Here is a 19,779-nt window from a genome sequence, read left to right on the forward strand (position 1 = left end):
TGTGATTAATCGTTGTGGTTTGCTATATGAACTTTGCCTCCGACAGGTGTCGTAAAAGCTTATTAACTCCATACTAAATCAATTACGTGGAAGAGATCGGCAGAATCAGCAGATTCCTCAGCGGGCTGCTGAGACACTTTCCTCACAAATTCGGTGTTAAAGTAGATTCGGAGGGCTGGGCAAGTCTCGAGGACGTGGAGAGAGTGATTAAAGAGAGGTACGGTGCTGGAATGGACATAATCAGGCACATCGTGAATAACGATCCAAAAGGGAGATTTGAGATAAAAGATGGCAGAATCAGGGCGAGGTACGGCCACAGTATTGCCATCAACACGAGATGGAGTGAGGATGGCAGCATCCCACCAAAGCTCTACCACGGAACGAGGCCAGAGGTGGTTAAATCCATTATGCAGCACGGCTTGCTGCCCATGCGCAGGTTAGAAGTTCATCTGAGCGGAAGCGTTGAGGAGGCCATAGATGTTGGCAGGAGGCACTGCCCGAAACCTGTCGTGCTGGAAATCGATGCTGAGGGGATGATGGGGGAAGGGATTGAGATAAGGAAGAAGGGTAGTGTCTACACAGCAGATTTCGTCCCACCGAAGTTCATACGGGTTTTAAAGAATCATGAAAACTCTGTATACTATTCTCATTCTCCCCATTGACAGTTCCAAAACAACTTACAAAGTCCAGAGCAAAGCTAAGTACTGCAGGCATTCCAGGAAAAGACTATATTCTTCTCAGCCCAATTAAGAACATGCTCGAAATTAACGGTGTGCCTGTTGAGGATACATACTGCGAGGCATTTGAGGGAATCTACTCGAGGATTATCGTCACGGCAAAGCATGGCTGGTTACTCAAAAAAGCCGCCTACGGCGCAACTGCTCTACCTTCAACCGTCTTCGGCGAGTCTGAAGGCGGTATCGAGGCGTGGCTCTCTCCAGAAGAGACGCCGGACGGAAGAGTTGGGGCAATTCTTCAGATATGGGTCCCAAAGACAAAGAACTTCATGGATAAGCTGATGCGAGAAATGGGAAAGCGAATACGGCAGGGGATACTCGTCGTTCCTACAACGAGAGTCTTCAACGCGACGCAGAGCGACACCAGCTTTGATGCGGAAATAAACGTCGGGCGATGTGGTGATGGCTACGAGTGGGAAGAAGAGTGCTGGGGAAGAAAGGTTGTTGTAGTCCCCATAATGTTCGGCGAATTTACAATAGAGCGCTACATAGGCTATGCTGAGGGCGTTGCTGGAGGAAATGTATGGTTCTTTTGCGAAAGCGAAGAAGCGGCGCTTGAAGCTGGAGAAGCGGCTGTAGAGGCATTGAAAAAGGTTGAGGGAGTTATAACATCCTTCGATATATGTTCCGCAGGCTCGAAAGTTGAGACGAAGTATCCCGAAATAGGCCCCACGACGAACCACTACTACTGTCCGACGTTGAAAGGCAAAATTCCGGATTCCAAGGTTCCTGACGGCGTAAAATCTATCCCCGAAATCGTGATTAATGGTGTAAGTCTTGAAGCTGTCGAGAAGGCCATGTACGTCTGCATGGATGTTGCAAGCAAGGTTGACGGTGTGGTAAAACTCTCTGCAGGGAACTACGGAGGAAAGCTCGGGAAATACAAGATCTATCTGAAAGATCTGGTTGAGAAGTTCGAGCAATGATTTGAGATTTTGTTTCATTGAATTTTTTAAAATTTATTAAAAATAATAAAAGAATCTTATTTCCTTTTCTCCCTCGGCATGCAGATTATTTCCCTTATCTGCATGTCAAAGAAGTTGTTCATGTGCGCCGGCCTTACGACAACGGCGGTATCGGCTCCGCTACTCCTTCCCCCAACCGCGACTACTTCCTCGATGGGTATCGCCCCGCTATCGGCAGCCATTATCGTGATCTCTACACAAACCTTGAGGCCGTGACCGAACAAAGCACGCAGAGCTTCCGCAATAGCCTCCGTTCTGCTCGCTCCACCAAGCTTTCTGCTTATACTCCTTTCGAGGCCGGACAGGATGTGTGACTGCCTGACTATCGTCACACCCTCTTTCCTGAGCTTCTCCTCTATCTCTGGGTGCATTGAGTCCTTGCCCTCCTCGTAGAAACCTCTGTGATAGGTGACAACAACAAGCTCCAAGCCTGCGCTCCTCGCAAGCTCAAGAGCTTTCATTGCCGTCTCGCCCGTCGAAGAAGCGACGACAAGGTACTTTATACCAAGCTCTCTGGCTCTTTCCACTGCGAGCCTGAGCGTGTCGTCGGTATTTTGCTCGCCGGGCTTTTCGAAATAGACTATTTTCTTTTCCATCATACACTTACCCCCTGCGTTGCCATTATCATGAACAGTATCGAAAGCAGCATGAGAACGATTGCGAGGATTAACGCGTACACAGCAAAGCGCGACTCGCCGAATACTATGGGGATGGGGCCGATGAGGATGACGCCGCCACCCTTAACGTCGATCTTTCTCCCTTCTCTTTCTCTGTCGTGTTTTTCCCATTCCTTCCATCCTTCCCACTCATCCTCTTCAATTTCCTGTCTTCTTCTATCCACGTCTTCCCACTCATATGGAGTGGGGGGCTCGTAACTTTCCGTGAGACCTCTGAACACCATGTAGAGGCCGAGAAGGATAAGCGCTACAGCTACGATTTCGAGCATGCTACCACCTCGTGAAGGAGTAAGCGAGGAGAAGCATCACAACGGCCATAACTATCCCCAGAAACGCCATCTCCGGCGAGGAGCCAATTACTATTGGAATCGGGCCGATTATTACGACTCCTCCTACTTCAGCATGTTCCGAGAGGCTCGAAAGGGCGAGCATGGCAAACCCGAGGGACATTATCACGAGACCCATGAAAATCTTGTCAGGACGCATAGTTTTTCTTTGCTTGAATTGCATAAAGCTTTAACCGTTACATTTTTCTATAACGATACGGGAAGAGATTCATGTGCCTTTCCAAGCGTGAAAGGGAGTTCATAGAGGACTGGCTTTCATACATCGAGGGAGAAATAACTCTCATGCAATTCGTTGAAAAGTGGAAGAGCGAAAGCAAGGACTGGAAGGTTTACATGCGCGTCTTAAGGCACAGAATTTCGAAGAAGTACGATGCAATGCTGAAAGATTTGCTTCTGATGAAGAAGTTTCTGGATTTGGAGAGACATCCGTAAAATCACTCCTTTACAAGCTTCGCAACAAAAAATCCAGAGCATTCATGGCGGTGAGGATAAAATCGCCTTGCCTTCTTCATTTCATTGCTGAACCTGATGTCTCCGACCTTTGTAAGGGCGGGGTCGCCCCACTCAATTTTTTCAAGCCTCACGGGATGGTTATCGAGGGCCCACTGGATTACCATCTCGTTCTCTTCAGGCGTTAGAGAGCACGTTGAGTAAACGAGGGCTCCGCCGGATTTCAGACTCCTGATTGCTGAATCGATCAAATCACGCTGCAAACCGGAGCAGAAGAGTATGTCTTCCTCGCCTCTGCTCGTCTTTCTGCTCGGGTCTTTGTGGATTATGCCCTCCCCACTGCAGGGGGCGTCGAGCAGGATTTTATCCGGTTTAATCCCGATTTTGTGAAACTTCGCAGCGTTCATCTGCACGACAGCAGCATTCAGCACACCCATGCGGTGGATGTTGTCGATGAGGGGTTGGATTCTGTCTGGATTAGCTTCGATGGCCAGAAGCACACCCCTGTTACCCATTAGTTGCGCGAGAAAAGTCGTCTTCCCGCCAGGCGACGCGGCAAAGTCAACAACCACATCGCGTGATGAAGGGGAAAGGGCAAGCGGCGGAATACAGGAGGCTTTATCCATGACGTAGTAGTAGCCCATGAGATATTCAGGTGTGGCTCCTATCGAATACGGTTCTCCAACGACTTTATAGCAAAAAGGCACCTCTGTCTGCTCTACGACAAATTTTCGCTTCTCAAGCCTCCTGATGAGCTCTTTCTCTTCGATTTTCAGCGTGTTTACCCTGATGTACTTTGGTACCCCTTTTTCCATCGCTTCTATAAGCTCTACTGCCTCGTCGCCAAATATGCCAAACCATCTCCGGATTATGAACTCATCGTAGCCGTAGCACTCTGCAAGCTCTCTTGAGAGATGTGTGGAGGGAAAGTCGAGCACATCCATGCTTTACTTCTTCATTTCCCTGTCAAAGAATGGATTCTTACCTGTCGATGAGAGGGGAATTCCCATTACGACGTCTGCTTTGGCAATGCCAAGAGCCTTTGCGATAGTTCCGATGCGGTACATTATTCGGTTATCGACGTTTATCATGGATGCGAGCTTGACGGCTGAGCCTATTGCTATACCCAAGTCGAGCAGTTTGAACATGCAATTCGGGCCAGCAAAGTCCCTCCCCTGCCTTCTGCCAGCAGCCTGGAACTCCTCGCAGCTTGCATATCCGCATGCTCCGCAGTTCAGCTTTAATGGCTTGCCGCCATTGACACCGATGAGCAGGATGCCCGAAGCGACTTTTACACTTTCCCCATCTCTAATGAATCCTTTAATCCCGCTCTTATTACCGTGCTCTATCATGGCATTCGCAATTCTGTCCTTGTCCTCTCCATCAACGTAAATGATTTCGATGTCGTCCTCGCCCTTCGATTTTGGGGCGGTTCTTGCAGAAATTGACATCAAATAAGCCGCAACCTTTACAGCCTCTTTTCTGAAATCTTCTTCTCTTTCTATCATCCCCGCATAGTTACACTTCAAAAACTTAAACTTCACGTTTTAGATATTTAGTTGGGGGAGAGGTTGATGGATAGGGTGTGGAAATACGTATTGTTTGTTCTGTTGGTGGCCGGAGTGGCAATAGCGGGCTGCGCTCAGGAAGCGGTTAAAGAGCAGGTTGCTGGAGAGGATTTAACAGTTAAGAACATTTCTCCTGTTGAAGCCTTTGAACTCATACAGAAAAATAAAGGAAACCCTGATTTTGTCATACTGGACGTGCGGACTCCCGAAGAGTTCTCGCAGGGTCACATAGAAAATGCAATCAATGTAAACTACTATTCGAAGACTTTTGAGAACGAATTGAACAGGCTTGACAAAAATAAAACCTATCTCGTTTACTGCAGGACCGGACATAGAAGTGGGCTTGCAGTGGAGGTTATGAAAGAACTTGGCTTTAAGAAGGTTTACAACATGATGGGTGGAATCGCTGAGTGGGAGGCAAAGGGGTTGCCGGTTGTGAGATAAACTATAGAGCCCCGAGCATGAAGGCTACAAGCCCGATGGCGAGGGCCAGAAGGCTGCGCTTTCTGTAAAGCCTGATATCTTCCTTTTTGACACCTCCTCTGACGAGGTTATATGAAACAGAGAGAAGCAGGACATCGGTAATAAGAACGGGTAGAATGTACTTGACGTCGAAGAATTCGGGGATAAGAAGCGGGGGGAGGACACTCAGCCCAACAGCGGTGGTGAACAGAACGGCAGACAGCTTTGCTGCGGTGTTTACTCCCTTTGTCCTCGCTATGGTCTTGACATCCCTCAGCGCGTCCCCTTCAACGTCTTCTATCCCTTTCATTATTTCTCTGCCAACGCCGGAAAGGAAGGCTATGAAGGCAAGTAAAGCAGAGGATTCTTCTATCCTTCCAGTAGCGACGACGCTGCCGAATATGAAGGGAGCAGCCATTGAAAATGCAATGTAGACGTTTCCAGCGAAGCCGAACTCCTTCAGCTTGACGTCGTAGATGTAGCCAAGGAGTGTGATGAAGAACGCAAGAAGAAACGCTTCAACGCTTATCAACCACGCTGCAGCAAAGCCTGCGGGAGCGAGAATGGCGAAGAGTAACAGCGCATGACTCCGCTTGAGTTCACCCCTCACGAGAGGTCTGTCAAACCTTTTGTTTGCAGCATCAACCTCGTAGTCGTAGTAGTCGTTCAGGGCGAAGGCCGAAGCCTGAAGGAGGCAGGCAGTCAGCATTCCAAGCACTGCATCTCTATCTGAGAAATCAAAACCTGCGGAAACAATCATGCCGGCTAGGACACCGGCAGCGTACATCAGGCCGTGTTCGAAGCGTAGAAGGTTCCACACAGCCTTTACTTTGCTCTTCATGCCTCAGCGTGTACAATTAATTTGTACGATTCTACCGCCTGGGAACTGTCTCGATGAACGCTTCTACGCCCTTCTCGTAGATGACGTTGCCAACCACTATTACATCTGCAAACTCAAGCATCTTTTCTGCCTTCTCCCTCGAATCTATTCCTCCGCCGTATATGAGAACCGCGTCGTCGAGCACATTTTTAACTTCTTTTACGACTTCAGGGTCACCGAAGGTTCCACTGTATTCGATGTATATCGCCTTCAGTCCCAGCATGTACTCGCCAACGACGGCATAGCTTGCGGCCTGCTTTGCGTCTATGTCGCATTTGGACTCTGTAACCTTTGCAACCGCAGACTTGGGGTTGAGGACTATGTATCCTTCGAAGAGGACCTCCTCGAGCATCTTCTTGAACTCTGCAAGCCTGCCGTAGTTGAGCTCGACCCACCTCGCGTGCTTTCCGGTTATCCACTCTCCGTTCCTCGCATTCAGAACGATAGGAATGTACAGGTAGTCCGCATCGTAAAAGACGGCACTTGGTGAGGAAGGTTCGAGAATCGTCGGCAGACCGTAGTCCTTCACGGCTTTAAAAAGCTCCATTGCTTTCTCGTACGTAACGTTCTGCGTTCCCGAAATCATCACAGCATCCGTTCCACTCTCTGCAACGGCTTTCACAAGCCAGTTGGGGTTCTCTCTGTCTGGATCGAGCTTCGTTATGTGTTTCCACTTTTTCAGTTCCCGTATGGCTTTCATGAAAATCGTGGAAATGGCTGCACGAGAATAGAAAAGGATTTCGGTGTAGATGTGCAGAATGTTTGAAGAGTGTACAGTTTTCTGCGCGCATAGGCTATGCTGGAAGTTTTGTGGTTGCCAGCAGATTTTGCGTATTTTGTAGTCAATGATTTCTGCGAATACCTCGTGAATGCGCTAAACAAACTCCTGCTTATCCCAATAGTTTAAATGGGGCATCTACCAGCGCTATGGCGGGTGTATCCTTGATTTACAGGTCGCGAACGGCGGGCACAAGATTTTTATATCAATTTTGTGGTGGGTGTATTTGGGGTCTGACCCAACTTCAGCAAATCCCGCCTTAGCTCAGCTGGCAGAGCGCGGGCCTGTAGTTTGCCTTGCTCCCTGCAAGGGGGCAGAGAGCCCGTGGTCCCCGGTTCAAATCCGGGAGGCGGGACTTAACTTTCCTACACTCTTTTGGCTTGTTAGTCAGGTAATTGTTAGTGTAATCATCCCAATATTGCCTGTGATCTATGTGAGCACACCCATATGGGGATAGCATCATAGCCTGCTTGAGTATTTTTCCCCTTAAATTTATTATAATAAGTATGAATAGCTATCTAACAGTCTTCAGTAGCTCATTTAGCAGTGTTAACACTCTCTCCCCCTTCGGAGTTAAGTTGTATTTTTTGTTTTTGTCGATTAGGTTTAACTCCATTAAAGCTTTCAGATGTCTATCCAGTATCGCTGGATTAAGTTGGGTTTTGAACATCAACTGAGAAAAGCCCAGTGGTTCGTCGTGCAGCGATAGCAGAATTGAATACACTCCATTACGTCCCAGCACTTTTAAGGGATTAGGACCATTGTTTTTGGAAACGACATCAATATTACTTTCCTCCTTAGCTTTTGGCATACAAAAACCTCCATGAATTTTATTTTCTATATGCTATACTTTTGGATGTGGTATGGCTAAGCTAATACCATCAAGCTAATTTTAAACTAATAAAATTTATGGTGTAAATTTTAATCTTACAGACACTAAATTGCTATTTAGTAATTAATTTTTAGGTATTTGGTACGTTACGAGGTGACTTCTCTGAAAGTTATAGAACTGTTATCAAACCTTTTGGTTAACTTTGCGGAATGACAGTCGGTTCATGCATTTAGTTTAATTGTACTTCTTTTCCGCGAAATCTGGATATACTTTAATAAGTTGTGTAAGTAGCTGCATTAAATTACAATTTTGTAATTAATACTTATATGTAGTAAATGATAACCATGATGAGAAACTTTTTATAGTTGCTATAGTCATAATGGTAATGAGAGGGGTGATACCGTGGATGGTAAGGGTGGCATGGGTCTTAACAGTATAAGGGCAAAGCTGCTCGCAGGGTTTGGAATCGTCATCGCCCTTTGCTTCGTCATTGGAATCACGTGCTACAGTAATGCCGTGACATCAAGCGATCTCGGCGCAAAAATGAGCCAGAAAGACTGGCCGGCAGCGAATGCAGTGATGATGCTAAAAGCACTGGAACAGGAGAAGCTTTACTGCGTGCATGGTTACCTGCTGGAGGGTGACGAGACGTTTATTGAAAAGTTGAATGAGGTTTACAACGAGGAGCAAAAGCATCTGGAGATAATTGAGGAATCCGGGGCATTTTCGTCTGACGAAATAGCAGAGTTGAAGAGTTTGAATGCTAAACTGGATGCTGCCATCAATGACATAATTGAGGCGCACAAGGCTGGAGACGATGGGAAAGTTGAAGTTATAATGGAAGAACGGCTCGACCCGACTTCAGAGAACCTGATAGGACTGCTTGAAAGAATGGATGAGGAAATCGATGAACACATGACCGAACACACTGCCGAAATATACAGCACGGCATCCAAGGCCGAAACAACGGCTCTGGCAGTAACAGTGCTTGCTGCGGTTGCTGGTATTGGCGTGTCACTTTTTGTTTCTGCTAGGATAAGCAATGGAATAAAAGAAGTTGCAAGTGTAGCTGAAAAAATAGGAAAAGGTGATTTTGGGGCACGAGCCACTATTAAGAGCGGAGATGAAATTGGCCTGTTAGCGGAGTCGATAAACCGCATGGGTGAAGAAATTCAGAGACATGTAAGTGCGATAGAGAGTATGCGAAAGGAACTTGTTGAAATCTTCAAAAAGTTCCCGAGGCCCGGGTACGTTTACTTCATAGATACGAATGGTGTCCTCAAGTACGCGAACGATGCATTTGTCAAGGACTTTACAGGTTATGAAAAAGCTGAAGATATTATCGGAAGAAGGCTATCTGAAGTTCTTGGAATTAAAACTATCGCAGAAAAAGTTCTCGAGACTGGCAAGGCAGTAATTGGCAAAGAGATTGTAGCAAATAAGAAGGATGGTACGAGCATACCATTGCTTATCTCTGGTATCCCGGTCCGGGCAAATGGTAATATCATCGGAGCTCTTGGCTTCCTTGTTGACATAACAGAACAGAAGAGGAAGGAGAAGGAAATCCAGGAAATAATCGACGGTGTTGCAATGCCTCTCATGAAGATAGACAAGGATTACAACATCCAGATGATAAACAAAGCCGGAGCGGAACTTGTGGGCAAGGCACCAGAAGAGGTTGTGGGAAGAAAGTGCTACGAAATCTTCAACACCCTCGATTGCAGAACGGATGCATGTGCCTGCCATAGAGCAATGCTGAGTGGAAGAGTGGAGAGCAATGAAACGGTTGCAAGACCAATGGGTAGAGAAATACCGATTCTCTACGTTGCTACGCCGGTAAAGAATGAGAAGGGTGAAATCGTAGGAGCTATTGAGTACATTACAGATATTAGCGAGTTGAAGGAAAGAGAAATGCGGATAGAGAACGAAAAGAGGTACGTCGAGGAGGTTGTCAACGCCCTACTCCCAGTAGTCGAGGCTGCAGCAAATGGAGACCTGACAGCGGAAATCGCCATCGAAACAAGAGACGGCGACGCCCTCGACAGGCTCGTCAAAGCATTCGAAGACATGCGTTCAGGCCTCAGAAGCATAATCGAGAATCTCAGTGAGGCAGTCAACAAGCTATCCTCAGCTTCGGAAGAACTCTCAGCAAGCATAGAAGAAATCAACTCCGCCTCAAAGTCCGTCTCGGAATCGGCCCAGAAGATATCTGCTGGAGCTGAAGAACAGACCTCCCTTATAGAAAAGGCAAACAAGCTCATGGAAGAGATCTCAGGCATTACGGAAGAGACCGCAAGCAGTGCTGAAAGCGTGCTCAACATTGCAATGGAGGCCGAAAAAATTGCAATGGAGGGTGTTGATTCTTCAAACAACGTCATAAGGAACATGGACAGCCTTGCTCATGCCAACCAGCTCGTAACACAGGAAGTCGATGAACTTGTGAAGAAGGCAGAACAGATTGGAGAGATCGTGGACATAATCACAAAGATTGCAGAACAGACCTCGTTGCTCGCACTCAACGCCAACATAGAGGCAGCAAGAGTTGGAGAGCAGGGCAGAGGATTCGCAGTTGTCGCCGGAGAAGTTGGCAAGCTTGCAAATGAAACTCAGGAATCTGCGAAGAGCATTGCAGCCCTCATTAAAGAGATACAGGACAGCATGCACAAGCTTGCCGAATCTGTCCAGAATTCTAACATGAAGACGGAAGATGCGGTTAGAAGCGTCAGCGACATAGTGGAGAAGATAGAGAAGATAAGGGAAGTTATAGAAGAGACGGCTACAGGCATGAGAGAGATAAAGAGAGCCATGGACGACCAGGCCAACGCTGTGCAGAACCTTGCTTCTCTCTCCGACAGAGTCTACCAGGTTGCACTTGAGAACGCCAGAGAAGTTGAGAACACCGCCGCTGCAGCAGAGGAACAGGCTTCGAGCATTGACGAGATAACGAGAGCAGCAGAAGACTTGTCGAGGATGGCTGAAGGGTTGCTTAAAATCGTGCAGCGCTTTAAAGTGGAGTAAGTACTGAAGGGTGAAAACAGCCATGGCCGGCGTGGACAAGGTCGTCAAGTTCAGGCTTGGAAACGGATTTTTTGCAATTTCCGTCAACGATGTCAAGGAAGTAGTCAAGGTGCAGAACATTACGCGGATACCCAATGCTCCTCCGCATGTGGAGGGAATCATGGATCTGAGGGGAGAAGTTTGTACGATAATAGACCCAAGGGTAATACTGAACGTGAATTCGACGGATGTCAACGAGGACAAGCAGCGAATAATCGTACTCGATGTTGGCAAGAGCGTCGGCATTAAGGTTGACGAGGTAATCTCAGTCGATGATGTCCTGCCTGATCAGCTCGAAGATGCAACGGAACTCGGAGACTATGCAAAGGCCATAATAAAGGACAGGATAAATGACAGGGTTGAGCTCGTGCTCTGGCTCGATGTGCACAAGCTTGTTGATGGTTGATTCTTTTAAATTTTTTATTTATTTAATTTTTATTTATTCTACAATTATGGTTTGGAGTGGAAGATATGGAGTAGCTGTGGATGGAAACTTGTTGAGGTTCGGGAAGGGTAAAAGTGGGCTTTAGCTTATTGCTGATTAAGATCTCACTTTAATCTCAATCTCAATCGTAATTGCAGCATGGATTGAGGCAAACGTAACGTTGAAAATGGCCGAATCAATGCTGGCGAAAGGTATTTGAAGATTCGAGCCAATTTGTAAACGTGAAAGTAACCGGGGTAAGACATGAAAAAGAAGATACTGATGAAGATTTAAGTTTAAAGGAAACTTGAAGGAAAGGAGATGAAGATGGAAGCTGCTTGGATTGTGAAAGGTATCGAGAATGTGGTCAAAGCGAATCCCAAGAGACTTGAGAGTTTACTTAAAGACCTTAAGAAGGACAGGGAGTTGTTTGAGGAGATTGTTATTTCTGCATACGTGGATGGGCTGATCAGTCTATCCAAAGCTGCGGAATTACTCGAAGTTACGCGAGATGAACTGGTCGAGATTCTTAAGAGAAAGGGGATTCCCCTAAGGGTTTTGAGTAAGGAAGATGTAGTAGCTGAAGCAGAGGCAATCAAATGGTTTTAGTCGATAACACGGTTCTTTCAAACTTTGCAAAGGTGAACAGGCTGGATCTGCTTAGGAGAACCCTCGAGAAGGTATATGTAACAGAGCAGGTTTTGGAGGAGTTTAAGTTTGGTGCTATGAGGGGAGTTCTACCTGTTGTATCTCCTGATTTTGAGGTGTTAAAGCTGGAAGGAGAAGAGATTGAGCTTTACAATTCATTAAGGGTGAAGTTGGGAAAGGGAGAAGCATCTTGCTTAGCCATTGCAAAGAACCGCAACATGAAATTTCTAACAGATGATTCAGATGCGAGAAAAGTTGCAAACATTCTGGGAGTTCCCGTGTCTGGAATCGTTGGTGTTCTTGTTCGTTGCATTGAAAAGAGTGTAATCTCCAAAGAAGAGGGAAACCAAATTCTAAAAGAGATGATCGCAAAGGGTTTTTATTCCCCGATTTCCGATTTAGAGGAGATTGGGTAAGTTCAATACAACTCACAAATTGAACTCCGATCGAAGAGATAGGGCAATAGAGAAATTAAAGAAGCTTTAAAATCGACCAGACCTGATACAATCCAAACATTGCTGTGGGAATCAAAGCTGGAGTGAGAACCATTCGGAAGAGACGATCGCAAATTTGGCGGTTGCAGTTAGATTTCAGTCGAATCTCTGTACATTGTGCTGTTTGGCTCAGTGTACACCGTGAAGTCCTGAGATCTGGAAGGCTGATTGCCGTAAATATGGCAATCGTAACATATTCCTCTTTTGCACGCTATACACGTTTCCGCATTCAGGAACAGTGGTTTTGAGAGAATATTGTTATCCAGCCCGTATATCTCGTTATAATGTTTCCACTCCACAATAAAATCCCCGTGGAAAGCTGGTGTATCCCAGTCATTCTTTGGCTTGTTCCAGATTGCGTTCGCGTAATCATAGGAGTCGTTGTGGCAGTGGTAGCAGGAGAGTCTGTATGCAGCATGGGTGGTTTCGTCGAACACGGATGGATGTGTTACCGACAGATCTTCAAGTTTAAGGAGAACGAAAGTTCTGGAACAGATTTCTTAGGAATTCTATTAGTCTGTTCAGAGCTGGGTGAGCTTTATGGCTGTCTATAACTATCATTAGATTGAAACATGTTAATACGATCGTGACACGTTTCCGGACGGCTCAGATTCTATGTTTATGTTTATATTGTAATTATAATTATAATTATCTGAATGACAACCACCACACCGAGCGTATCCATAATTATTGTGACACATGTCACAGCTACTTGACTCGTAAGCCGTATGTCCAGCAGCCTCGTGGCACCCCATACAGAGATCTCCGCTAAATGTCCGTGCTTTATTTTCAGTCTGGTTCATAAAGGCACGATGTCCATCTTCATTACCCCAATAGCCGCTGCCGCTTATTACACCGTAGGGGTCTTTTGTCTTGCCATATCCATGACAGGTGGTACATCTCAGAGCTTCTGCAGCGTGAACACTCGTGGAGTTCGTGTCGCCAACGACGCTATCGAGATTGTACGTTGTGCTGTCTGAGGGGTGCTCGCTTGCGTACTTTGCAACGTTGTGGCATTTGGTACAGTACGTGCTGTTAACCCACTGTGACCTGTACGACGGTGGTATATAATGGTACCTTGTGTGTCCCCAATAGTTGTCTATTGGCCAATCGTGGTCTTTGCCCCCCATCGTCCAGTATCCATAGGTATTCCCTCCATAGTCGTCTGAATCTATCTCAATTGGTGAGTGTGTGGAGTAGTTGTATGGAGTGCCAGTAGTGCCGTTCACCAAGGCGTCGTATATGTTCTTGTGGCAGCTTATGCAGTCTATATCCTTTAAAGCTATGAATTCATGCTTTGCTCCGGTTTTTGTGAAGTTGACTTCATATGTTCGTGTCCCATTGTAGTTGAAGTTCGTTAGAGTCCAAGAACTGGAGTACTTCGTGTAGCTTATATTCCAGAAGTATTTGTAGTCCAGTTCGATCGAATAGTTCGTGTGGCACGCAAGACAGGCTTCGTTTTCTCCGACACACAGATCGCAGTTTAAAGAGAGTTCAACAAATTTTTTGTGAGCGGAATAATCACTTCCATAGTTAGTTTCGTTGAATGGATAGGCCGGAGGGGCGTGCTTTTCAACCCATGTATCGTTATAATACGTCGTTTCCCACCTACCACTTGACGCATTGTAGTAGTTAGCAACTCCACCATGACAGTCCAAACAGCGGGGAGTGTAGGCAGCATGGCTCTGATTGCCCACGAATATTCCACTTGAGTTGTGTTCAGCGTAGGTTATTACCTTTCCTTCAGAGGTTTTTTTGAGTCTATGGCATTCCTCGCACTTGAAATTGGAGTGAATCGCTGAATGCCTGAGCTGATCCGCTATTTGAGGATGGCAGGAGGTACAGTTGATGTCGTTTTCATTACCGCTTATGTCCACGATTTCATGAGAACCCTGAAAGAATGAGACTACGTTGGTTGATGCAAGTAGCAGCAACGCGGCAATTCCAAACATCAGTGGGATAATTAGCCCTTCACCCCTCATTGTATCACCTCGTAACTACCTTTTTTGGTCTTATCCGGCACGAATATGTGGTATGTCCGGTTTTCAACGGCGCTAATGCTTTCAATATCCCAGTACGACTGCGAAGACGTGTAGGTGTCATTCACGACAATTTTCACCTTTATGGCTGAGGTAAAGTTCATTGTAATGTTTACAGTCGTATGGCAGGCAACACAGCTCTCACTCTCCTTGTAGAGCAGACTGGAGTTGGTGGATTGTATAACAAAGGAGTAGTGTGATGCATTAATTCCGGTATCGTTTCCGGGATTTGAAGCAAAGTCGCTTTGTCCAAAACCTCCTGCAACGGGGGCGTTAAATGGGTTCGTCGAATTAAAGTGGCAGTAGCCGCAGTTAACGATCGTTGCTGCATGCGCTTCTTTTCCTGGCGTGGCAGTGGTGTAATCACCAGTAACACTTGCGTAGGTTATGCTTGAATTTGCACGATGGCACACGAGACATTCGCTGCCATCCAGTCCAGCCTTTCCATCAACCATCGAGTGATTTGCGCTGTGCTGCAGCTCTTCGTATATGTCAGCATGACACTTAACACATGGCACACTCTTCTCGTAGCTTAAATTGTACCAGACATGCTGTCCGGCGAAGAGTGATGCGGTTGAGGGAAGGACAAGGACACCTAAGGCGAAAAGGATTACGGTGATCAAGAAGATTTTTGGAGCATCAATACTCATAATAACAATTCTGATTATATCTACTTAAGCTTTGCCAAACCCGCACATGATGTATAAGGGTGGCAAATTTTGTATTAGGCTTTTATAGTGTTGTTTTAAATAAAATGGAAAGGCTAAGTAACTTCCTTCATCATCTTTTCAAGTTCAAGCGCGAAGGAGAGTATGGCATTCTCCTCGAAGTAGTTGCCGATTACCTGCATTCCTACAGGCAGACCTTTAACGAATCCTATGGGCATTGATAAGGCTGGCAGACCTGCGAGGTTAATTGGGACCGTATTGACATCCATCTTGTACATGGTCAGCGGATCTGCGAGTTCACCAATCCTGAATGGCAGTGATGGCATTGTTGGTGAGATAAGGAGGTCATAATCCTTGAATGCTCTCTGGAAGTCGTTCTTTACAAGGGTTCTGACTTTCAGAGCTTTGAGGTAGTACTTCCCGTAATAGCCCGCTGAGAGAGCATAGCTACCGAGCATTATTCTCCTCTTGACTTCGCTTCCAAATCCCTCTGCTCTGACCTTTGAGAAGTACCTCGTCCAGGAGTCGAGTTGGGGCAGAGCGTAACCATAGCGAACGCCGTCATACCTCGCGAGGTTTGATGAAGCCTCACCCATTGCGATTATGTAGTATGCAGCGAGGGCGTACTTGAAAGAAGGCATGGAAACTTCGCCAACCTCGCAGCCCATGCCTTTTATTACCTCAACAGCCTCCTCGAAGCATTTCATGACATCGTCGTTGCCACCCATCTCGCTGATTACGCCAATTCTGAACTTCCTGAATTTTGGTGTAAATACGAACGGCTTTCCTGCATTTGTCGAATCTCTTTCATCCTTACCGGATATAACTTCGAGAAGTAAAGCAAGGTCTTCAACGCATGAAGCCATGGGCCCTATCTGATCCAGCGAATTCGCGTACGGTATCAGGCCGTACCTCGAAACGAGACCATATGTGGGTTTTAAGCCGACGACACCGCAGAAGCTCGCAGGGCAGCGAATGCTTCCACCGGTATCACTTCCCAGGGATAAAACTGTCTCACCTGCAGCGATCGCCGCACCGCTCCCTCCGCTGCTCCCTCCTGCAACTCTGTTCTCGTCATGGGGGTTCCTTACGACTCCAAAGTAGGATGTCTCTGTCGTTGTCCCCATTGCAAACTCGTCCAGGTTTGTTTTGCCTATGATTATTGCTCCTTCCTGCTTAATTCTCTCAACGACGTGTGCATCAAAAACGGGAACGTAATCTTCGAGGATTTTTGAGGCACACGTAGTTCGCATACCCTTCGTTGAGATGTTATCCTTAACTGCGATGGGGATGCCTGCAAGCTTCCCTTCAAGCTTGCCCTTATCGTACTCCTCTGCAAGCTTTAACGCGTCGCCGTTTACAGTTATGTAGGCGTTGAATTTGCTTTTTTCAATTCTCTCGAGCATCTCAGCAACAAGATCGTAGGCCTTCTCGCTTTCGAGTCTCTGCTTCCACTCCGCTATGCTTATCTGGCCTTTTCCGCTCATTCGACCACCCTCGGGCCCTTGAAGTAACCGTCTTCAATGTGCTTTGCGTTCTTCAATGCCTCCTCTCTCGAGAGACACGGCTTTGGAACGTCATCTCTGAATACGTTACTTATGGGGAGCACGTGAAAAGTCGGTTCAACGTCTTCGGTAACCTCATCGAGGATATTGAAGTACTCGAGAATGCTCTGAAATTCTTTTCTGAAATTTTCAACCTCTTCGGGTTTAATCTCTATTTTTGCAAGACCTGCAATCTTGTAAACGTCCTCTTCAGTAATCATGGTTTGAACTTTGAGTGATTGAATAAAAAGCTTGGCGTAAGGTTTATCTTCGCCGCGACCAATGAAAACACAGATGTCGTGCATATTCTGCAAGTACTTCGCGAGCTGCGGTGGTATGGCAGAGATCTGCGGGCACTTCGAGCTCAAAGACAGTCCAAAGCAAAACAGGCCAAATAGAAAGCTCAAAGACATCGTTGAGAAATCGATGACCATAAGCGAAGCTGCAGCAAAACTCAACATGACCGTGACTGAATTTCTCGAAATGCTTGGTGAAATGGAGAGGCAAGGGAAGATAAAAATCGAGCTGAAGTAGAGAAGTCAAACAAGTTCAAAGTGCACGACCGTTACGAACTCATCATCCCTCAAGCTCCCGTATATTCTCTTTAGGGCTTTTATCAGCTCTTCGACGCTGTCAAACCCATCCTTTATCGCATCTTCGTCCGTAAGCTCTCTAACCCTCTTGATTACGGCCTTGACGACCCTCGCCCTTGCAAAGGGCTCATTGTTTGCAGTAAGATAAACTACTTTTCCAACAGGGTAACTCTTGATGCCCTTCCTCACTGTGGTTCTCTTCTTTCCTTCAAGTATCAGGGGCACATACTCTTTATCAAAGTTTATCGCCGTCATCGTACCATCTCCAGACTTTTTGAAGGGCCTTTAAAAGGAGCTTGAATGGCCTGACTTCCCCTCCCGATTCAATCTCCCACCAGGGCTTGAGCTGGAGGCACTTGGCAATTAAAACCCGCTCTTCCTCTTCGTTTAACTCCGGCCTGTCGGTTCTTGAATAGCAGTACCTTACGAGAGGTCTTGCAACGTCCGAAACGTACTCGTAGAGACTTATGCCGTGGAAGTACTTTTTAAGCCTTCTCCTGTCCACCTCGCCAATGTCTGGTCTGGGCACTTTTGCGTCCTTCTGCAGGCTGTGAAGCAGGTGTATGGCCGTTTCGACTTCAAGGTCTGCAAGCTCATCGTTCAGCCACTCCAGAAGCCTCTTTACGAATTCGGAGTTCAGCTTCTCTACGACGCTCTGAATGTGCATCTTGAGGGCCTTAAGCACAATAACAGTGTGTTCTCCCGACACCTCGTTCCTCTGGGGGGTTATGTGGATAGGGGAGAAGTCGTTTTTCAGCCAGAACCGCAGCAGTTCGGGCGAGACACCAAAGCCCGAGCCAATCCAGTCGAGCTCGTTCCCCGAAGCCCAGTCGATGAGCCTCTGCAATCCAAAGCTGCCTATACCCATCTTCATAACCGACGGATGCGTTGCAATCCTGACAATTCTCACACCCATTAGCTCCGGGAAATCGTAGTCCCAGTAGTGCTTCAGCACGAGGTCGGGGATGATCTGCCCCCTCGGTTTGTATCCGTCTGCCATCTTCTTCATCAGTTCCTCGCCTATCCCTCCTTCAATTGCTATGTGAATCGAACAGACGGTTTTGCCGTTAACGGCAACGCGGAATGGAAAGTGGTTCGGCATGTCTGCAAGTATTACAACGTCTGATGGCCTGTTCCTGTAGTGTGCGAGTACGTATATCCCAAAGAACTCTCTTAACAGTTTCTCGTCGTTGAACATCTCGTCCTTGTCTATCGCCTCGAACGTGAGCCTGCCACGCTTTATCGCCTCTAAATCGTCTTCGTCAAGTTCTGCTGGCTGGGCGTCAAGCAGAAGGACGTCGTAGAGCCACGCCTCGATTGGGTCGCCTTTTCCGTAGCGTATGGGCTCTTCGAGGTGAATCTTTTCAATCTCAACATCTTCATCCATCTCAAGCCTCTTGAGGAACCTTATGCTGAATCCCCTTCCAGCCCCTTCGTAGCCGTGGATGGTGGTGGAGAAGACTATGTACCTCGCTCCCTCAGTGATCTGCCAGAGAACGGGTACGTCGATGCCAGCAGCCTCGTCGACTATTATTATGTCCGCATAGTCCTTCTCAATCATCGCCCTTCTGGGCACGACGTACTCCACTCTTGCGAACTTGCTGTTGATTACCGTAATCAGCCCGTTGCTCTCCTTGACCTTGTAGTTCTTCATACCCTGTCTTACGAGGGCCTTTTTCAAGAATCTAAAGTAGGTCTGAACAGCCTGAGGAGTTGGAGCCACGACCATTATCCTTACCGGCCTCTTCAGTACGCGGTGCATCCTCGAGATCAGATATGGGGTTACGATGCCAAGAACTGCAGTCTTACCTCTTCCTCTGTCTGCTGTGATCACAACGGCTTTTCTCTCCTTCTCCCTGTCGAAGAACGTCTCGAAGAGCTGGAGGACTCTAACCTGGTCCTGTGTCGCACACAGCTTGTAGAGCTTGCGTTTTATCTCCTTCTCTCCAGAGGGGATTTGAATTTCCTCTCTGCTCTGCTCCTCACCGCTGTACTCGTAACGCTTTATGAACTTCCTCTTGTCTGCATTGAAGACTATGATCCCCTCTGCTTCGAGAGTTCTCCTTATGAAACGGCGGTAAAATCTTGGAGTGATATCGTCTACGGTGTAGGGCTCGCTGATGAGCTCTTCGTGCCACTTACCAACAAGATTATTCCACCTTTCGGGATGTGGGCCAATGGCGATGATTATGCCGCCTTCGGCAATTGTCTCGACTATTATACCGAGATCGTTGGGATGAAAGCCTTCGGTCAAATCAAGGAGTAAAGCCGAATGTGTTTCGCCGAGTATGGAGGGCGACTCGCGGTAGTGGACGAACTTGCCATCAAAATACTCCTTCGCCATCTCGATAAACTTATTTCTTCCAACAACGAGCAGCTTCCTGTCGCCGGCAACCTCCTTATAGCTTCGGAAGACTTTTCTGGCGAGTTTGAAGATGCGCCCCTCTAACCCGGAGCAGCAGAGCATTACCATAAAACGGTGCCTGTTCTGAATCGCAATGCTGGCCGCATTTTGCACTTCAGCAAGCAGAGCTTTTACGGTCATCCAACAGAACACGGGCCAGATGAAAATAAAAACGTTTGCTCCTATTTTAAAAATATTGTAAATCGGTAATA

24 protein-coding genes and 1 tRNA gene are annotated in these 19,779 nt (G+C 47.0%); 10 read left to right on the top strand and 15 right to left on the bottom strand.

Annotated features, from left to right (window positions below):
* Positions 1 to 86 precede the first annotated feature (86 nt).
* Positions 87 to 662, top strand: a complete 576-nt coding sequence (locus ARCVE_RS01655; protein WP_013683042.1) for an RNA 2'-phosphotransferase — start codon at positions 87 to 89, stop codon at positions 660 to 662.
* 92 nt (positions 663 to 754) lie between these two features.
* Complete coding sequence (locus ARCVE_RS01660; protein ID WP_013683043.1) at positions 755 to 1,663, top strand: formylmethanofuran--tetrahydromethanopterin N-formyltransferase; 909 nt, start codon at positions 755 to 757, stop codon at positions 1,661 to 1,663.
* Positions 1,664 to 1,719: 56 nt separating this feature from the next.
* Here ARCVE_RS01660 and ARCVE_RS01665 read toward each other — a convergent pair whose 3' ends face one another.
* From ARCVE_RS01665 to ARCVE_RS01675, 3 genes are read right to left on the bottom strand one after another with little or no spacing between them, the layout of a single operon-like run.
* Positions 1,720 to 2,301, bottom strand: a complete 582-nt coding sequence (locus ARCVE_RS01665) for a pyruvate kinase alpha/beta domain-containing protein (protein ID WP_013683044.1) — start codon at positions 2,299 to 2,301, stop codon at positions 1,720 to 1,722.
* The gene (locus ARCVE_RS01670; RefSeq protein WP_013683045.1) at positions 2,298 to 2,648 is read right to left on the bottom strand and encodes a TIGR00304 family membrane protein; all 351 of its coding nucleotides are present in this window, start codon (positions 2,646 to 2,648) and stop codon (positions 2,298 to 2,300) included. The genes ARCVE_RS01665 and ARCVE_RS01670 overlap by 4 nt, the downstream gene beginning before the upstream one ends.
* Position 2,649: 1 nt before the next feature.
* On the bottom strand, positions 2,650 to 2,865 hold the full coding sequence (locus ARCVE_RS01675; protein ID WP_013683046.1) for a TIGR00304 family membrane protein: 216 nt from the start codon (positions 2,863 to 2,865) through the stop codon (positions 2,650 to 2,652).
* 71 nt (positions 2,866 to 2,936) lie between these two features.
* Between ARCVE_RS01675 and ARCVE_RS01680 the strand changes: the two genes are divergently transcribed.
* Positions 2,937 to 3,158, top strand: coding sequence for a hypothetical protein (locus ARCVE_RS01680; RefSeq protein WP_013683047.1), 222 nt, complete (start codon positions 2,937 to 2,939; stop codon positions 3,156 to 3,158).
* A gap of 2 nt (positions 3,159 to 3,160) precedes the next feature.
* Here ARCVE_RS01680 and ARCVE_RS01685 read toward each other — a convergent pair whose 3' ends face one another.
* Positions 3,161 to 4,120, bottom strand: coding sequence for an NOL1/NOP2/sun family putative RNA methylase (locus ARCVE_RS01685; RefSeq protein WP_013683048.1), 960 nt, complete (start codon positions 4,118 to 4,120; stop codon positions 3,161 to 3,163).
* 3 nt (positions 4,121 to 4,123) lie between these two features.
* Positions 4,124 to 4,684, bottom strand: a complete 561-nt coding sequence (locus ARCVE_RS01690; RefSeq protein ID WP_013683049.1) for a ferredoxin domain-containing protein — start codon at positions 4,682 to 4,684, stop codon at positions 4,124 to 4,126.
* A 66-nt stretch (positions 4,685 to 4,750) separates the two neighbouring features.
* Here ARCVE_RS01690 and ARCVE_RS01695 point away from each other — a divergent pair, with 66 nt between their 5' ends.
* Entirely contained in the window at positions 4,751 to 5,188 is a 438-nt protein-coding gene (locus tag ARCVE_RS01695; protein WP_013683050.1) for a rhodanese-like domain-containing protein, read from the top strand.
* Position 5,189: 1 nt separating this feature from the next.
* Here ARCVE_RS01695 and ARCVE_RS01700 read toward each other — a convergent pair whose 3' ends face one another.
* Complete coding sequence (locus tag ARCVE_RS01700) at positions 5,190 to 6,047, bottom strand: UbiA family prenyltransferase (RefSeq protein ID WP_013683051.1); 858 nt, start codon at positions 6,045 to 6,047, stop codon at positions 5,190 to 5,192.
* Between the two features lie 31 nt (positions 6,048 to 6,078).
* Positions 6,079 to 6,786 (bottom strand): heptaprenylglyceryl phosphate synthase, encoded by a 708-nt coding sequence (locus ARCVE_RS01705; RefSeq protein WP_013683052.1) that lies wholly within the window; start codon positions 6,784 to 6,786, stop codon positions 6,079 to 6,081.
* Between the two features lie 331 nt (positions 6,787 to 7,117).
* On the opposite strand from ARCVE_RS01705, the gene ARCVE_RS01710 reads away from it, so the two are divergent.
* A tRNA-Tyr gene (locus ARCVE_RS01710) sits at positions 7,118 to 7,219 on the top strand.
* Between the two features lie 159 nt (positions 7,220 to 7,378).
* Here ARCVE_RS01710 and ARCVE_RS01715 read toward each other — a convergent pair.
* Positions 7,379 to 7,675 (bottom strand): ArsR family transcriptional regulator, encoded by a 297-nt coding sequence (locus tag ARCVE_RS01715; RefSeq protein WP_013683053.1) that lies wholly within the window; start codon positions 7,673 to 7,675, stop codon positions 7,379 to 7,381.
* A 423-nt stretch (positions 7,676 to 8,098) separates the two neighbouring features.
* Here ARCVE_RS01715 and ARCVE_RS01720 point away from each other — a divergent pair, with 423 nt between their 5' ends.
* The 4 genes from ARCVE_RS01720 (at position 8,099) to ARCVE_RS01735 (ending at position 12,241) form a co-directional block, all read left to right on the top strand.
* Complete coding sequence (locus ARCVE_RS01720; protein ID WP_013683054.1) at positions 8,099 to 10,714, top strand: methyl-accepting chemotaxis protein; 2,616 nt, start codon at positions 8,099 to 8,101, stop codon at positions 10,712 to 10,714.
* A 22-nt stretch (positions 10,715 to 10,736) separates the two neighbouring features.
* Positions 10,737 to 11,159, top strand: coding sequence for a chemotaxis protein CheW (locus ARCVE_RS01725; protein WP_013683055.1), 423 nt, complete (start codon positions 10,737 to 10,739; stop codon positions 11,157 to 11,159).
* Positions 11,160 to 11,504: 345 nt separating this feature from the next.
* Positions 11,505 to 11,786 (top strand): UPF0175 family protein, encoded by a 282-nt coding sequence (locus ARCVE_RS01730; RefSeq protein WP_048086102.1) that lies wholly within the window; start codon positions 11,505 to 11,507, stop codon positions 11,784 to 11,786.
* On the top strand, positions 11,777 to 12,241 hold the full coding sequence (locus ARCVE_RS01735; RefSeq protein ID WP_013683057.1) for a DNA-binding protein: 465 nt from the start codon (positions 11,777 to 11,779) through the stop codon (positions 12,239 to 12,241). Before ARCVE_RS01730 ends, ARCVE_RS01735 begins: the two co-directional genes overlap by 10 nt.
* A 167-nt stretch (positions 12,242 to 12,408) precedes the next feature.
* Here ARCVE_RS01735 and ARCVE_RS01740 read toward each other — a convergent pair whose 3' ends face one another.
* The 5 genes from ARCVE_RS01740 to gatC form a co-directional block, all read right to left on the bottom strand.
* Complete coding sequence (locus ARCVE_RS01740; protein ID WP_013683058.1) at positions 12,409 to 12,756, bottom strand: hypothetical protein; 348 nt, start codon at positions 12,754 to 12,756, stop codon at positions 12,409 to 12,411.
* A 138-nt stretch (positions 12,757 to 12,894) separates the two neighbouring features.
* The gene (locus tag ARCVE_RS01745) at positions 12,895 to 14,301 is read right to left on the bottom strand and encodes a hypothetical protein (RefSeq protein WP_013683059.1); all 1,407 of its coding nucleotides are present in this window, start codon (positions 14,299 to 14,301) and stop codon (positions 12,895 to 12,897) included.
* Complete coding sequence (locus tag ARCVE_RS01750; protein ID WP_013683060.1) at positions 14,298 to 15,008, bottom strand: hypothetical protein; 711 nt, start codon at positions 15,006 to 15,008, stop codon at positions 14,298 to 14,300. Before ARCVE_RS01750 ends, ARCVE_RS01745 begins: the two co-directional genes overlap by 4 nt.
* Before the next feature lie 113 nt (positions 15,009 to 15,121).
* Positions 15,122 to 16,513, bottom strand: coding sequence for an Asp-tRNA(Asn)/Glu-tRNA(Gln) amidotransferase subunit GatA (gene gatA / locus ARCVE_RS01755; RefSeq protein WP_013683061.1), 1,392 nt, complete (start codon positions 16,511 to 16,513; stop codon positions 15,122 to 15,124).
* Positions 16,510 to 16,791, bottom strand: coding sequence for an Asp-tRNA(Asn)/Glu-tRNA(Gln) amidotransferase subunit GatC (gatC, locus tag ARCVE_RS01760; RefSeq protein WP_013683062.1), 282 nt, complete (start codon positions 16,789 to 16,791; stop codon positions 16,510 to 16,512). Before gatC ends, gatA begins: the two co-directional genes overlap by 4 nt.
* Positions 16,792 to 16,864: 73 nt before the next feature.
* On the opposite strand from gatC, the gene ARCVE_RS01765 reads away from it, so the two are divergent.
* Positions 16,865 to 17,104 (top strand): hypothetical protein, encoded by a 240-nt coding sequence (locus ARCVE_RS01765; protein ID WP_156785986.1) that lies wholly within the window; start codon positions 16,865 to 16,867, stop codon positions 17,102 to 17,104.
* Between the two features lie 5 nt (positions 17,105 to 17,109).
* Here the strand turns inward: ARCVE_RS01765 and ARCVE_RS01770 are convergent, their stop codons facing one another.
* Both ARCVE_RS01770 and ARCVE_RS01775 read right to left on the bottom strand, forming a co-directional pair.
* Positions 17,110 to 17,418: an ASCH domain-containing protein gene (locus ARCVE_RS01770; protein ID WP_013683064.1), complete on the bottom strand. Its 309-nt coding sequence runs from the start codon at positions 17,416 to 17,418 to the stop codon at positions 17,110 to 17,112.
* Positions 17,399 to 19,708: a tRNA(Met) cytidine acetyltransferase TmcA gene (locus ARCVE_RS01775; protein WP_048085473.1), complete on the bottom strand. Its 2,310-nt coding sequence runs from the start codon at positions 19,706 to 19,708 to the stop codon at positions 17,399 to 17,401. The genes ARCVE_RS01770 and ARCVE_RS01775 overlap by 20 nt, the downstream gene beginning before the upstream one ends.
* Positions 19,709 to 19,779 lie beyond the last annotated feature (71 nt).

The organism is Archaeoglobus veneficus SNP6 (assembly GCF_000194625.1).
Taxonomy (GTDB): Archaea; Halobacteriota; Archaeoglobi; order Archaeoglobales; family Archaeoglobaceae; genus Archaeoglobus_C; species Archaeoglobus_C veneficus.

Coding starts and splice junctions, on each gene's coding strand:
- ARCVE_RS01690 (WP_013683049.1), bottom strand. CDS start 4,684: ATGATAGAAAGAGAAGAAGATTTCAGAAAAGAGGCTGTAAAGGTTGCG.
- ARCVE_RS01675 (WP_013683046.1), bottom strand. CDS start 2,865: ATGCGTCCTGACAAGATTTTCATGGGTCTCGTGATAATGTCCCTCGGG.
- ARCVE_RS01735 (WP_013683057.1), top strand. CDS start 11,777: ATGGTTTTAGTCGATAACACGGTTCTTTCAAACTTTGCAAAGGTGAAC.
- ARCVE_RS01730 (WP_048086102.1), top strand. CDS start 11,505: ATGGAAGCTGCTTGGATTGTGAAAGGTATCGAGAATGTGGTCAAAGCG.
- ARCVE_RS01770 (WP_013683064.1), bottom strand. CDS start 17,418: ATGACGGCGATAAACTTTGATAAAGAGTATGTGCCCCTGATACTTGAA.
- ARCVE_RS01700 (WP_013683051.1), bottom strand. CDS start 6,047: ATGAAGAGCAAAGTAAAGGCTGTGTGGAACCTTCTACGCTTCGAACAC.
- ARCVE_RS01695 (WP_013683050.1), top strand. CDS start 4,751: ATGGATAGGGTGTGGAAATACGTATTGTTTGTTCTGTTGGTGGCCGGA.
- ARCVE_RS01660 (WP_013683043.1), top strand. CDS start 755: ATGCTCGAAATTAACGGTGTGCCTGTTGAGGATACATACTGCGAGGCA.
- ARCVE_RS01670 (WP_013683045.1), bottom strand. CDS start 2,648: ATGCTCGAAATCGTAGCTGTAGCGCTTATCCTTCTCGGCCTCTACATG.
- ARCVE_RS01715 (WP_013683053.1), bottom strand. CDS start 7,675: ATGCCAAAAGCTAAGGAGGAAAGTAATATTGATGTCGTTTCCAAAAAC.
- ARCVE_RS01685 (WP_013683048.1), bottom strand. CDS start 4,120: ATGGATGTGCTCGACTTTCCCTCCACACATCTCTCAAGAGAGCTTGCA.
- ARCVE_RS01745 (WP_013683059.1), bottom strand. CDS start 14,301: ATGAGGGGTGAAGGGCTAATTATCCCACTGATGTTTGGAATTGCCGCG.
- ARCVE_RS01750 (WP_013683060.1), bottom strand. CDS start 15,008: ATGAGTATTGATGCTCCAAAAATCTTCTTGATCACCGTAATCCTTTTC.
- gatC (WP_013683062.1), bottom strand. CDS start 16,791: ATGATTACTGAAGAGGACGTTTACAAGATTGCAGGTCTTGCAAAAATA.
- ARCVE_RS01665 (WP_013683044.1), bottom strand. CDS start 2,301: ATGATGGAAAAGAAAATAGTCTATTTCGAAAAGCCCGGCGAGCAAAAT.
- ARCVE_RS01775 (WP_048085473.1), bottom strand. CDS start 19,708: ATGACCGTAAAAGCTCTGCTTGCTGAAGTGCAAAATGCGGCCAGCATT.
- gatA (WP_013683061.1), bottom strand. CDS start 16,513: ATGAGCGGAAAAGGCCAGATAAGCATAGCGGAGTGGAAGCAGAGACTC.
- ARCVE_RS01680 (WP_013683047.1), top strand. CDS start 2,937: ATGTGCCTTTCCAAGCGTGAAAGGGAGTTCATAGAGGACTGGCTTTCA.
- ARCVE_RS01705 (WP_013683052.1), bottom strand. CDS start 6,786: ATGAAAGCCATACGGGAACTGAAAAAGTGGAAACACATAACGAAGCTC.
- ARCVE_RS01725 (WP_013683055.1), top strand. CDS start 10,737: ATGGCCGGCGTGGACAAGGTCGTCAAGTTCAGGCTTGGAAACGGATTT.
- ARCVE_RS01765 (WP_156785986.1), top strand. CDS start 16,865: ATGTCGTGCATATTCTGCAAGTACTTCGCGAGCTGCGGTGGTATGGCA.